This window comes from Chryseobacterium sp. Chry.R1 (assembly GCF_039645525.1).
GTDB classification, from domain to species: Bacteria; Bacteroidota; Bacteroidia; order Flavobacteriales; family Weeksellaceae; genus Chryseobacterium; species Chryseobacterium proteolyticum.
Map to the genome: position 1 here is coordinate 88,325 of NZ_CP151793.1, position 12,554 is coordinate 100,878.

The window sequence follows — 12,554 nt, forward strand, 5'->3', positions numbered from 1 at the left end:
AGATAAATTCGGCGGGGAAATTTAATTGTACAAAGCCGAAATTTCTTCAAGTTTCTTCTTCATCTTTTCCGGTTTAAATTCGCCTTCATGGTAATACACCAAATTCTGGTTCGCATCCAATATGATCCAGAGCGGATAAACCGGCTGGCTTTTATTTTTAGACAGTGCTAAAGCCAGTTCATGAATCCCGGAATTTCCATTAGGAAGATAATGAAACTCTTTTCCTTCAAAATTGATTTTTTCTTTCGTCTTTTCCGCTTCAAAATTGATAAAATAGAAATGATCATTAATTATAGTGACAAGCTCCTTATCTTTATTCAGATTGAAAGATTCGATTTTACAAATAGCACACCACCCGGTATACAAATGAATGATAACAGGCTTTTTCTGATTATTCCGCAATGTTTCAAGTTCAGAAAAAGTGCCCTCTCTCATCTTTTGAGAAAGACCAAAGAAGGGCACTAACATTAAAAATAAAATCAATATTTTCATTTCAAAGTATATCTTATTCCCAAAAATCCACGTATTCTCTGCATTGGTGCGTAACCGTATGCCGTATCAAACTTGTAGTTATTGGGATTATTAATAGGATCATTGACATGCTGGTCAAACGGATCAAAAGGTCTCATCAAAGGATCTTTTGGGGTAAAGTTGAACAGATTCTTGATTCCGCAGTACACCTCAAATCCTGACTTAAATGCTTTTGAAACCTGGATATTAGCTAATGAATAAAAAGGTGAGTATTCCGGACGGAAATCATCCGGAAGAACCGGAAGACGCATAGGTCCGTAGAACTGTCCCGTAAAATCTAATGTCAAAGCATTCGGAAATTTATACGTCAGACTATACGTTCCACTCCATTTCGGCGCATGAAGCTGCTGAACTTTAGAATTGCCATCATCCAGTTTCTGAAATACTTCAAGATAGGTCACCCCAACATTGACACTTAAGGGAAAACTGAAACTGAAATCCACATTCATAGAAGCTCCCTTAGAAATCCCATATCCATGAAGGTTGTCATAAATAATTTTATCAGGATCCGTGTCGAAATCCCCCACGATCTTATTACTGAAGTAGGTATAAAAAGCTGAAGCGTCAAGGTTAATCAGGCGATTACCCACAGGAATCTTCCAGATGTAATTTAAATTTCCATTGATCGATTTTTCAGGCTTTAAATCGGATTTAATAACAACCTCACGGGAACCTGTTAATGCAGCATGATCCTCGGTAAATAAATTCACTACTCTAAAGCCGGTTCCAAAATTAAACCGTAACGTGTGGTAAGGATTAGGAGAAAATTTCCATGCAAATCTGGGAGAATGAACAGAATGATGTATTTTATCGTAATCATATCTGTAGCCCAGTAATACTGTGTTTTTAGAATCCAAATCCCACTGATCCTGGATGAAGGCACCCAAAATAGGAGATTTCATAGGTTGATTGATGAGTCCGTCTGCAGAAGAAGTTCCCGGAGTATTGTCATCATAAAATGTCCTCTTGTAGGTAACTCCTAAGATCAGATCATGATTTCCGAATTTTCTGTCCCAGTAAGTCTGTACAAAAGCAACTTTCTGTTGTGCATCGTAAGGATTGGTACCATAAAACGAATCCTGGTTATGATAATTGTATGAAAACTGGGTAATGATCTGCTCTTTCAATGGCCATTGGTATACCCCTAAGGCTTCTACCCTATTTGTATAAATACTTTCACCATATATTTTGTCACCACCCCTATTAGCCTTTGTCCACTGCATCTCACCGCCGAACCGGTCTTCATAGAGATACCTCAGTGCTAAGCTTGCCAGTCTGTTCTCTTTTCTCTGGAAGTTCCATTTGTTGAAAACAGAAATTCTATTCTGTAGTGTGGCATCCGTAAAATTATCTTTGTTCTGGTCTATTCTTTTGGTAAAGTTAAAATAGTTCAAACTCAATAAAGAGGCGGCTTTCTTACCTACGTTAAATTTGGTAGATAAATCTATATTATCTTCACTCCAGGTACTTGTCATTACATCCAGACTTAATTTAGGAGCTGTTAAAGCATTCTTTGTGATGATATTAATCACTCCACCCATAGCCTCAGATCCATAAATTGATGAAGCCGGACCTTTTACCACTTCTATCCTGTCGACCAGGCTGTTGGGTATCCCACTAAGCCCGTAAACAGTAGATAACGAGCTCACAATAGGCATCCCGTCAATAAGGATCATTGTATAAGGACCTTCAAGGCCGTTGATATGGATATCTCCGGTATTACAAACCGAGCAATTGAGCTGAGGGCGGACTCCGTTAACCATAGAAATCGCTTCAAAAACATTCGGAGTAGGATTTTTCTGGAAAAACTTCTGGCTATAGATTTCTACAGCTACAGGGCTTTTGGATCTGCTGATAGGTTTTATGGTTCCTGTCACCACCACATCATCGATCAGCTTTGTTTTGATCTCTTTTTTAGCAACAGAAATAGAATCAGGCCTTTGATTTTGATTTAAAGTTAAACTATCTGTTTCCTGAGAAAAACAATACGAGGATAAAAGTACACCAGAAAATAATATTCGCTTCATGAAATAATAATTGTTAGGCAAATCTAACAATTATTTTTGAAACAAAAAACTCTATGATAAATATCCTCTAAAATAATTCGTCAAAAATTATTAAATTTGAGAAAATATAAAGGTAAAAATGAGATATAACCAGTCCGGGAAAATCCCACAGAAAAGACATACGATTTTTAAATCTCCTGAAGATAAATTCTACTATGAACAACTTTTCGGAACGGAAGGGTTTCATGGTATTTCTTCTTTGCTTTATCATATCCACCGTCCTACACAGATCAAATCTATAGGTACACCAAAGGATGTAACTCCGAAAATTGCGGTAGAAAAAAATGTGACCCCGAGAATGTTTAAGGGGATGCAGGTGACTCCTGAAGACGATTTTCTGGACAGCAGAAAATTCCTTTTGGTCAATAACGACTTGAAAATGGGATTATCAAAGCCAAGAAAATCTACGGATTATTTCTATAAAAATGCAGAGTGTGATGAGCTTTTGTTCGTTCATGAAGGAAAAGGTGTTTTAAAAACCTTTGTTGGAAATCTCGAGTTCTCAACCGGTGATTACCTCATTATACCAAGAGGAACCATCTATCAGGTGGAAATCCAGTCAGAGAACACTGTATTTTTTGTTCTTGAAAGTCATTCTCCGATCTATACTCCGAAACGTTACCGAAATGAATTCGGGCAACTCCTGGAACACTCTCCTTTCTGCGAAAGAGATATCATTGCCCCTACCTTCGTTGAACCTAAAGACGAAAAAGGAGAATTTCTCATCAAAGTAAAAAAAGAAAATCAGATTACCGATTTCATTTATGCAACTCATCCATTTGACGTGGTGGGCTGGGACGGTTACTTCTACCCTTATAAATTTAATATCAAGAATTTTGAACCGATTACAGGAAGAATACATCAACCACCACCAATCCATCAGAACTTTGAAGGGCATAATTTCGTAGTCTGCTCATTCTGTGCCAGAATGTACGACTACCATCCATTAGCCATTCCTGCACCGTATAACCATTCCAATATCGATTCCGATGAGGTATTATTCTATACTGAAGGGGACTTTATGAGCCGTAACCATGTTGATCTGATGGACTTCAGTCTTCATCCGGGAGGAATTGTTCATGGGCCACATCCGGGAGCTATGGAAAGAAGCATCGGAAAGAAATTCACAGAAGAATACGCTGTAATGGTAGATCCTTTCCGTCCTTTAAAAATCACGGAAGAAGCAATGAAGGTGGAAGACCCTACATACAAAACTTCCTGGCTGGAATAAATCTGGATAAACACAAATAACCGCAGGCAGCGCGCGGTATAAATATTATTTCAAAAAAATTCAATATGTACAATTATATTAGTGCAGAGGAAGCCGTATATACAGTAAAAAGTGGTAATCGCGTATTTTTTCACGGGAGTGCCTGTACACCAAATTATCTCATTGACGAGCTTGCGAGACAATCCCACAGGCTCGAAAACGTGGAAATGGTCTCCATTACCCAACAGGGAAATGTGGAAATTGCAAAACCTCAGTACAAGGATAACTTTTTTATTAATTCCCTGTTCGTTTCAACTCCGGTGAGGGAAGCTGTTAATTCAGAACGGGGAGATTTTGTTCCTGTATTTTTAAGTGAAATTCCGATTTTATTCAGAAACAATATCCTACCCCTTGATGTTGCATTAATTACCGTTTCTCCTCCTGATAAACATGGTTTTTGTACGCTGGGCACATCTGTAGATGTTGCGAGAGCTGCTGTAGATACTGCAAAAATAATTGTCGCCATTGTTAATCCCCTGATGCCCAGAACGCACGGGGATGGAATGATCCATATCAGCCGCATTCATAAGCTTGTGTGGCACGAAGAAGAATTGCCTACTGTAGATTACGGATCCAAGGTGGGGCCAGAAGAAATGCTGGTCGGCAAAAATGTGGCAGAACTGATCGATGACAGATCTACCTTACAAATGGGTATCGGTACAATTCCGGATGCTGTTCTTAAATGCCTGGGTAATCATAAAGATCTGGGGATCCACACCGAAATGCTGAGTGACGGAGTGATAGACCTTATCCAAAATGATGTCATCAACAATAAGTACAAAGGATACAACGATAATAAAACCATTACTAGCTTTTGTTTCGGAACAAGAAAGCTTTACGACTATGTAGATGATAACACCGTATTTGCTTTTAAAGACGTAAGTGATGTGAATTTTCCAATCAACATTATGCGTAACAAAAAAATGGTTGCAATTAATTCGGCTATTGAAATTGATCTTACAGGGCAGGTTTGTGCAGATTCGATAGGCACTTTGCAATACAGTGGTATCGGAGGACAAATGGATTTTATGAGAGGAGCTGCGTTAAGCGAAGGAGGAAAACCTATTATTGCTATCACTTCCAGAACAAAAAAAGGAGTATCAAGAATTGTCCCTTACCTGAAACAGGGAGCAGGAGTTGTAACTACGAGAGGACATATCCATTATGTTGTCACAGAATATGGAACGGCTTATTTGTATGGAAAAAATCTTCGTCAGCGTGCCCAGGAATTAATCAGTATCGCACACCCTGACGACAGAGAGATGCTGGAAAGAGCAGCCTTTGAAAGATTCAAACATTAAGAGAATTGATATATTTTAAACGGATTTTTAACCGAACAAAAAGGGATTGATAAAAATATCCTATAATTCTTTGGCAGTATTTTTGATAAAAACCTTCTAAAGTCAGGAAATTGAAAACCATATATAACTCAATCCGGGAGGAAATAGTAAAACATTCCAAAATAAAAAATTCAGTTTTAGGAAATGTTAAAGATTGGAAAAGAAGCCATTACATTATTCTCTCTGAAATCATTAAAGAGGAACTTTCAGAATCGGAAGAACTGAAAGGAGGAAGAAAATTTGAAATAGGGAATACCATTTCACACGTCACTTTACAACGCTTTTTTGAAAATGATTATCAGGATAAAACCCACAATGATCTTCGTTTTTTAAAGACACTCGATAAGATCTGTATCTTTTTAGGATTCAAAGATCTGAACGATTATATTCAGTTTGCCAGAGAAAAAAAACAGGACAATGGTACGGATGATGAAGCATTTTTCAGCAATATGGTCTATGAATACTGCTCTACAGCTTTTAAGTTTTATAAAAAGTTTCCTGAACACGACACCGCACTTTTCAAGGATCTTGTTTTCGATGACTCGCCTTTTCTCGAAAGAGCAACCCAGTTCAGCAAAGAATTATGTGAAAGAAAGTTTCAGCTTATAACCAAGAACAACCGTTCCAACTTTGAGGTTTTTGATATTCACATGGTCACAGACGAACCGGATAAAAAAATACTGGAGACTCAGGAATTCTGGAACCTATTGTTTAAAATAGGGGAAACCGGTGAAGAGAATTTTGTTAACCAACTGAACACCCAGATCTACTTTATCAGAAAGATAGATAACGTCTGGAAAATATGGGATAATTATAATCCCGACGCTGGTAGACTCAACAATAAAAAATGAAAGCCGTAGATTCCTACGGCTTTCAAATTTTCGAAAATATCTTTCTTTCACTTGTCTTTGTATTACAAATGTAATTAACCGAATTGTAATAAATTAAACTTAAAATTACTTAAATGAACTTTTCTTTAAGATTATGTTAACTCAATTTGAGGATTTCCCATTAATACTTTTGCCATATCTAAGATTTTTGTAATTTGCATACCAATAAAAATAAAAGTAAAAAGAAAATATGTCAACACTTACATTTGCCGAAAAAATTGCTCAAGCAGAGAATTTTTTGCCAATTAATGGTACAGATTACATTGAGTTTTATGTTGGAAATGCTAAACAGGCTGCTCATTTTTATAAAACCGCTTTTGGTTTTCAGTCTGTAGCATATGCTGGTCCTGAAACAGGAGTAAGGGATCGTGCTTCTTATGTTCTTCAACAGGGAAAGATAAGATTAATCTTAACGACAGGACTTACCTCTGAATCACCAATCAACGAACATGTAAAAAAACACGGAGATGGAGTAAAAGTTTTAGCACTTTGGGTGGATGACGCTTACAAGGCTTTTGAGGAAACGACAAAAAGAGGTGGTAAGCCTTATTTGGAGCCTGTAACTTTAACGGATGAGCATGGAGAAGTAAAAATGTCCGGAATCTATACATACGGAGAGACCGTTCACATGTTTATTGAAAGAAAAAATTATACAGGACCTTTCATGCCTGGCTACGAGAAGTGGGAAAGTGACTACCAGCCGGAAGAAACAGGTTTATTATATGTAGACCACTGTGTGGGAAATGTAGACTGGAACAGAATGATTCCTACTGTAGAATGGTATGAGAAAGTAATGGGATTTGTGAACATTCTTTCTTTTGATGACAAGCAGATCAATACAGAGTATTCTGCCCTGATGTCTAAAGTAATGTCCAATGGAAACGGATACGCCAAGTTCCCGATCAATGAGCCTGCAGAAGGAAAGAAAAAATCTCAGGTAGAAGAATATCTTGATTTCTATGAAGGTGAAGGTGTTCAGCATATCGCTGTTGCTACCAAAGATATTATCCATACGGTAACAGAACTTAAGAAAAGAGGAGTAGAATTCCTTTCCGCACCACCAGAAGCTTATTATGACATGGTTCCTGAGAGAGTCGGTCACATCGATGAGGATCTTAAAAAACTACAGGATTTAGGAATTTTGATCGATCATGATGAGGAAGGTTATCTATTACAGATCTTTACCAAGCCGGTAGAAGACCGTCCTACCCTATTCTTTGAAATCATTGAAAGACATGGCGCACAAAGTTTCGGGGCAGGTAATTTTAAAGCATTATTCGAAGCTTTGGAAAGAGAACAGGAAAAAAGAGGAAATCTTTAATCCCAAATAACAATACTAAGTTTTGTCAGGATGAAAAGTCCTGACAAAACTTTTTTTTAAACACTTAATATGAAAAAAATTGTATTCGGAATTTTATTTTTCAGTGCATTAGGGCTAAAAGCTCAATATGGAACACTGAATGAAATTCTTACCAGACTTGAAGAAAGAAAAGGCATCAATCAACATCTTGAAAATGTAAATATTGATGATAAAAAATTTGTCTTTATCAAAGATTTTGACGACCATACGGAAAGGGATTTCATTATCATAAAAGGAAATAATGCAACCTATGTTGAAGTTTTCGATGATAAAACCACAGGAGAAAGCAGTTCTAATGTTTTTACCGGCGATATCATCAGGAAAAAAAATATTGTTTCTTTAAGAGCCAATATCCTGGAGGGAAAAAAAGTTCCTATGCCGGTAACCAAAACCTTATTATTAACAAGACAGGATAATATCTTATATCTGATTGACGTTAATACTAAAGACAGGTGGATTGACGAAGCCTCTTATTCAAAAAAATAATACAAAATATCTTGAGGGCGCTCGTATTTGCGAAGAGCGTAGTGAGAAGGTAATTTATTTCATATCTCAATATTGAACCGACAGGTGATCATTGGATAACCAGTCAAGGAGTTTTAAGAATATTTAGTTGGAAAACATCGCTTTTCTGCTACGGCCGCTTGAGATATTGGAACCCAAATTTTAACAGATTTATTAATCTTAATTAAATTACAATCTTATGAAATCATTTGTAGAGTATTCCTCAAATTCAGACTTTTCTATACATAATATTCCTTTTGGAGTAGCTGTTTTCAATAAAGAATATATCGGATGCTGCACCAGAATCGGTGATCAGGTCATTGACCTTGCCAGCCTGTATGATCTGGGCTATTTTGAAGATATTGAAGGACTTGAAGATAACGTCTTCGAAGCTTACACCCTTAACGAATTCATTGAATTGGGGAAACCCATTACCAATGCCGTGCGTACTAAAATCCAGGAATTATTACAGGAAGGCTCCACTTTATCAAAAGACCAGAAAACCATAGAAGATGCTTTCTACGAACTGGATCAGGTAAAAATGATAATGCCTCTGCATATTCCAAATTACACTGATTTTTACAGCAGCATCGAACATGCCACCAATGTAGGAAAAATGTTCCGTGATCCTGCCAATGCGTTATTACCCAACTGGAAGCATTTGCCTGTAGGATATCACGGCAGAGCATCATCCATTGTGATTTCAGGAACTGATATCAACCGTCCCAAAGGCCAGACTAAACCTGCTGATGCAGAAAAGCCGGTATTCGGCCCTTCTAAACAACTGGACTTTGAACTAGAGATGGCTTTTGTTATCAACAAAAATACGGATATGGGCGAGAGCATTTCCACAAAAGATGCTGAAGATGCAATTTTTGGGATGGTTATGTTTAATGACTGGTCTGCAAGAGATATCCAGGCATGGGAGTATGTTCCGCTTGGACCGTTTTTAGCTAAAAACTTTGGCTCTTCTATTTCTCCATGGGTTGTTACTTTAGAAGCATTAGCTCCTTTCAGAACCGCTTCACCGGTACAGGATCCGGAAGTTTTGGACTACCTGAAGTTTGAAGGTGATAAAAATTATGATATCAACCTTGAAGTATACTTACAGCCTGAAAACGGAGAAGAAAACCTAATTTCTGAAAGCAATTATAAATTCATGTACTGGAACATGACCCAGCAACTGGCACACCACACGGTAAACGGTTGTAATCTTGAAGTTGGTGACCTTTATGCCAGTGGTACTATTTCAGGAAGCGATCCAAAATCATTCGGATCTATGCTTGAACTGACATGGAGGGGCCAAAATCCTATTCAGCTAAGTAACGGCCAGGAAAGAAAATTCATTGAAGATAATGATACCATTACCATGAAAGCATGGGCTGAAAAAGATGGCGTAAGAGTAGGTTTCGGGGAAGTATCTGGTAAAATAATTCCAAGTTTATAAAAAGAGTTAAAAACGTTTGAGCTACTTAAGTTAAAATATTATGGTAAAATTAAGTTCACTTTAGTTTTTCAATTAATATTGATAAAACTGAAGTGACTTATTATAAAATATGAAAACAGTTATCCCATCTGAAATAACACCGGTTCAATTACAAACGATAATGCAGACCGCTGTTTCACCGAGGCCTATTGCCTTGGCTTCGACAGTTGATAAGAATGGTACTATTAATTTATCGCCTTTCAGCTTTTTCAATATGTTCAGTACCGTTCCACCTATCTTGATTTTTTCACCTTCAAGGAGAGTCCGTGATAACACCACTAAACACACGTTGAAAAATGTTTCAGAGCTTCCAGAGGTGGTAATCGGAACAGTCAATTTTCCTATTGTACAACAAATATCTTTAGCTTCAACAGAATACGGAGACGGGGTTAATGAGTTCATCAAATCCGGCCTTACAATGAAGGACGCAGATCTTGTACAGCCAAAACTGATTGAAGAATGCCCGGTTAATTTTGAATGTAAAGTACTCGAAATAAAACCCCTGGGAGATCAGGGCGGAGCAGGAAATCTGATCATCTGTGAAGTACAGAAGATTCACATAAGGGAAGAATATCTGAATGAAGAAGGCAATCTGGATCAGAAAAAACTGGATATGGTAGCCCGTCTGGGAGTAAACTGGTACTCAAGAAGTAATGAAAACAGTCTTTTTGAAGTTCCTAAACCACTGGTAACAAAGGGAATTGGATTTGATCTTCTTCCTATTGAAATACGATACAGTAAAATTTTTACAGGAAATGACCTGGGCATGCTTGCCAACATTGAAGTTTTACCGGAGGGTAGTTTTCATTCTGAAGAAAACATTCATCAGGAAGCGCAGAAACTTCTGCTTGAAAGTAAAATTAACGAGGCCTGGAGTATTTTAACCAAGCCGACACAGAATGACTAAACTTGAAATCTATAAGATCTAAAATAAAAAAGGAGTGACGTTGCCACTCCTTTTTTATTTTTATTCGTGTACAATCTTATTGTTAATAAAGTCAATACATTTTTCGATAGCTTTATTCAGATCTTCCGGTAAATCCGGACTTTCCCAAGGTTCTTTGGCTCCGAATGTATGATTCGCATCTTCAATTAAAAACAGTTCAGAATTCGGGTTCAAAATATGGAGATGTTCCGCTTCTTTTGGAGCAACACTTTCATCGTTGGTGCCATGGATAATTAAAATATGAGCTTTTGCCATTTCCATTGCTCTTTCTACATCGAAACGATGCACATTCTCTTCAAAATCTATATAAAACTGAAAATAATGAGGCATTTCCTGCTTTGTTCTGCCATTCATAACATAATACACACCTTCTTTTTTCCAGTTTTCAAAAGCATTTCCTGTTGGAAAACGCTCAAGGGTATCTACACTTGCAAGGGTAATTAAGCCGTTTATTCTTTCATCTTCGGAGGTTTTTATAATCGAAATGCCTCCTCCTCTGCTGTGCCCTATTAAAATGACCTTTTGATCATCTACCCTATCATCTGTAATAAAAAAATCAATAACAGCACCGAGATCGGAAAGTTCCTTAGAATAATTATTTTGCCCGAAAGCTTCCAGATCCCCGAAGTTATGAGGGTCATTTGTTGTTGTCCCGTTATGGGAGGAATTAAACTTAACAAAGAAAAAACCGGCTTTTGCTATTTTTTCAGCCATAAGCCCCCATGCTCCCCAATCTTTATACCCTTTATATCCATGTACAAAAATTACCAGTGGTAATTTTCGTTTACTTTCCGGATAATAAGCATCTGCAAGAAAATCCTTTGTTTCAGGATTTGAAATAACAATATTCTCTTTTTTTATAACTTCCATACTCACTTCTTAAAGAATCAGCCAGAAAAGAACATCTTATCACAAGAATATTTCTTCCACTTTGATGGCTGACATAATTTCAACTAAAAATATTAAAAATAGGAACAAACACAAAGTAAAATCTTATTTTTGCGGTATGTTGGATTTAAGAACAGTAACGGTAATGCGCTACATCCTTCCATTAAGAGAGGGTGGTTCGCTTCCGGCTTTGGCAGAAGCTGATGATGACTTTAAATATGTCCTGAAGTTCCGGGGTGCCGGCCACGGAGTAAAAATGCTGATATCTGAACTTTTAGGAGGAAAAATAACAGAAGTTTTGGGATTAAAAATTCCGGAGCTTGTTTTTGTAAACCTGGATGTAGATTTTGGACGAACGGAAGCTGATGAAGAAATTCAGGATTTGCTAAAATTTTCGGAAGGGCTGAATCTGGGACTTCACTATCTTTCCGGATCGATCACATATGATCCGGGTGTAGTCATCGATCCTCTACTGGCCTCAAAAATAGTATGGCTGGATGCATTCATCACCAACATCGATCGTACTTATAAAAATACCAATCTGCTGATGTGGCATAAGGAACTCTGGGTAATTGATAACGGAGCTTCTTTTTATTTTCATCACTCATGGCAAAACTTTGATGCAGCGGCAAAGACTCCTTTCAAATATGTAAAAGACCATGTTCTTCTTCCCAAAGCTAAAATGCTGGATGAAGCCGACCAATGGGCACATGAGGTTTTAAATGAAAAAGTATTCCGGGAAATTGTAAATCTGATTCCCGAAGATTGGCTACACTGGAACGATGCGGATGAAAGTCCTGAAGAAATCCGTGAGGTGTACTTCCAATTTATGAAAACAAGGCTAGAAAATTCACAAATCTTTGTAAACGAAGCTAAAAATGCAAGAGGATAAAATATACGAATATGCCGTAATACGTCTGGTACCTAAGGTTGAAAGAGAAGAATTTTTCAATATAGGCCTCGTGATGTTTTCAAAAAAAGAAAAATTCATTCGTGTAGATTTTTATCTATGCCCAGATAAATTCAGACTTATGCACAGCAAACTTGACTATGAAGACATTATTCAGAACCTGCAAAGTTTTCAAAAGATTGCCAATGGAGATAAGTACGGTGGACCAATAGCCCTGCTTGATATTCCCGAGCGTTTTCGCTGGTTAACAGCGGTAAGAAGTTCCGTTATACAAACATCAAGGCCTCATCCCGGAAAATCCAAAGATCTTGAAAAAACTTTTGGTAAACTTTTTGAGGAGTTAGTAAAATAACCAATTTCTCA

Annotated in this window: 12 protein-coding genes; 9 read left to right on the forward strand and 3 right to left on the reverse strand. The window is 37.3% G+C overall.

The annotated features are described in order from the left end of the window. Positions 1 to 21: 21 nt before the first annotated feature. Both AAEU33_RS00470 and AAEU33_RS00475 read right to left on the reverse strand, forming a co-directional pair. Positions 22 to 492 carry a thiol:disulfide interchange protein gene (locus AAEU33_RS00470; protein ID WP_273650824.1) on the reverse strand — a complete coding sequence of 157 codons (471 nt, stop codon included), beginning with the start codon at positions 490 to 492 and terminating at the stop codon, positions 22 to 24. Next, positions 489 to 2,558 (reverse strand): TonB-dependent receptor, encoded by a 2,070-nt coding sequence (locus tag AAEU33_RS00475; protein ID WP_345990419.1) that lies wholly within the window; start codon positions 2,556 to 2,558, stop codon positions 489 to 491. Before AAEU33_RS00475 ends, AAEU33_RS00470 begins: the two co-directional genes overlap by 4 nt. A 118-nt stretch (positions 2,559 to 2,676) precedes the next feature. On the opposite strand from AAEU33_RS00475, the gene AAEU33_RS00480 reads away from it, so the two are divergent. The 7 genes from AAEU33_RS00480 (at position 2,677) to AAEU33_RS00510 (ending at position 10,354) form a co-directional block, all read left to right on the forward strand. After that, on the forward strand, positions 2,677 to 3,828 hold the full coding sequence (locus tag AAEU33_RS00480; RefSeq protein WP_345990421.1) for a homogentisate 1,2-dioxygenase: 1,152 nt from the start codon (positions 2,677 to 2,679) through the stop codon (positions 3,826 to 3,828). Between the two features lie 65 nt (positions 3,829 to 3,893). Continuing rightward, complete coding sequence (locus AAEU33_RS00485) at positions 3,894 to 5,168, forward strand: acetyl-CoA hydrolase/transferase C-terminal domain-containing protein (RefSeq protein ID WP_345990423.1); 1,275 nt, start codon at positions 3,894 to 3,896, stop codon at positions 5,166 to 5,168. 110 nt (positions 5,169 to 5,278) lie between these two features. Then, the gene (locus tag AAEU33_RS00490; protein ID WP_345990425.1) at positions 5,279 to 6,058 is read left to right on the forward strand and encodes a hypothetical protein; all 780 of its coding nucleotides are present in this window, start codon (positions 5,279 to 5,281) and stop codon (positions 6,056 to 6,058) included. Positions 6,059 to 6,287: 229 nt separating this feature from the next. Next, a complete protein-coding gene (hppD, locus tag AAEU33_RS00495) occupies positions 6,288 to 7,418 on the forward strand; it encodes a 4-hydroxyphenylpyruvate dioxygenase (RefSeq protein WP_172284014.1) in 1,131 nt (376 codons plus the stop codon). Positions 7,419 to 7,487: 69 nt separating this feature from the next. After that, on the forward strand, positions 7,488 to 7,943 hold the full coding sequence (locus AAEU33_RS00500; RefSeq protein ID WP_172284012.1) for a hypothetical protein: 456 nt from the start codon (positions 7,488 to 7,490) through the stop codon (positions 7,941 to 7,943). A gap of 217 nt (positions 7,944 to 8,160) precedes the next feature. Further along, positions 8,161 to 9,408, forward strand: a complete 1,248-nt coding sequence (gene fahA / locus AAEU33_RS00505) for a fumarylacetoacetase (RefSeq protein ID WP_345990428.1) — start codon at positions 8,161 to 8,163, stop codon at positions 9,406 to 9,408. 109 nt (positions 9,409 to 9,517) lie between these two features. Then, on the forward strand, positions 9,518 to 10,354 hold the full coding sequence (locus AAEU33_RS00510) for a flavin reductase family protein (RefSeq protein WP_345990430.1): 837 nt from the start codon (positions 9,518 to 9,520) through the stop codon (positions 10,352 to 10,354). Between the two features lie 60 nt (positions 10,355 to 10,414). Here the strand turns inward: AAEU33_RS00510 and AAEU33_RS00515 are convergent, their stop codons facing one another. Continuing rightward, the gene (locus AAEU33_RS00515; RefSeq protein WP_345990432.1) at positions 10,415 to 11,263 is read right to left on the reverse strand and encodes an alpha/beta fold hydrolase; all 849 of its coding nucleotides are present in this window, start codon (positions 11,261 to 11,263) and stop codon (positions 10,415 to 10,417) included. A gap of 136 nt (positions 11,264 to 11,399) precedes the next feature. Here AAEU33_RS00515 and AAEU33_RS00520 point away from each other — a divergent pair, with 136 nt between their 5' ends. Together AAEU33_RS00520 and AAEU33_RS00525 are read left to right on the forward strand one after the other, a co-directional pair. Beyond that, the gene (locus AAEU33_RS00520; RefSeq protein ID WP_172284005.1) at positions 11,400 to 12,173 is read left to right on the forward strand and encodes a HipA family kinase; all 774 of its coding nucleotides are present in this window, start codon (positions 11,400 to 11,402) and stop codon (positions 12,171 to 12,173) included. Then, positions 12,160 to 12,543: a DUF3037 domain-containing protein gene (locus AAEU33_RS00525; protein ID WP_345990434.1), complete on the forward strand. Its 384-nt coding sequence runs from the start codon at positions 12,160 to 12,162 to the stop codon at positions 12,541 to 12,543. The genes AAEU33_RS00520 and AAEU33_RS00525 overlap by 14 nt, the downstream gene beginning before the upstream one ends. Positions 12,544 to 12,554 lie beyond the last annotated feature (11 nt).

Coding starts and splice junctions, on each gene's coding strand:
- AAEU33_RS00525 (WP_345990434.1), top strand. CDS start 12,160: ATGCAAGAGGATAAAATATACGAATATGCCGTAATACGTCTGGTACCT.
- AAEU33_RS00475 (WP_345990419.1), bottom strand. CDS start 2,558: ATGAAGCGAATATTATTTTCTGGTGTACTTTTATCCTCGTATTGTTTT.
- hppD (WP_172284014.1), top strand. CDS start 6,288: ATGTCAACACTTACATTTGCCGAAAAAATTGCTCAAGCAGAGAATTTT.
- AAEU33_RS00470 (WP_273650824.1), bottom strand. CDS start 492: ATGAAAATATTGATTTTATTTTTAATGTTAGTGCCCTTCTTTGGTCTT.
- AAEU33_RS00480 (WP_345990421.1), top strand. CDS start 2,677: ATGAGATATAACCAGTCCGGGAAAATCCCACAGAAAAGACATACGATT.
- AAEU33_RS00515 (WP_345990432.1), bottom strand. CDS start 11,263: ATGGAAGTTATAAAAAAAGAGAATATTGTTATTTCAAATCCTGAAACA.
- AAEU33_RS00520 (WP_172284005.1), top strand. CDS start 11,400: ATGTTGGATTTAAGAACAGTAACGGTAATGCGCTACATCCTTCCATTA.
- AAEU33_RS00510 (WP_345990430.1), top strand. CDS start 9,518: ATGAAAACAGTTATCCCATCTGAAATAACACCGGTTCAATTACAAACG.
- fahA (WP_345990428.1), top strand. CDS start 8,161: ATGAAATCATTTGTAGAGTATTCCTCAAATTCAGACTTTTCTATACAT.
- AAEU33_RS00500 (WP_172284012.1), top strand. CDS start 7,488: ATGAAAAAAATTGTATTCGGAATTTTATTTTTCAGTGCATTAGGGCTA.
- AAEU33_RS00485 (WP_345990423.1), top strand. CDS start 3,894: ATGTACAATTATATTAGTGCAGAGGAAGCCGTATATACAGTAAAAAGT.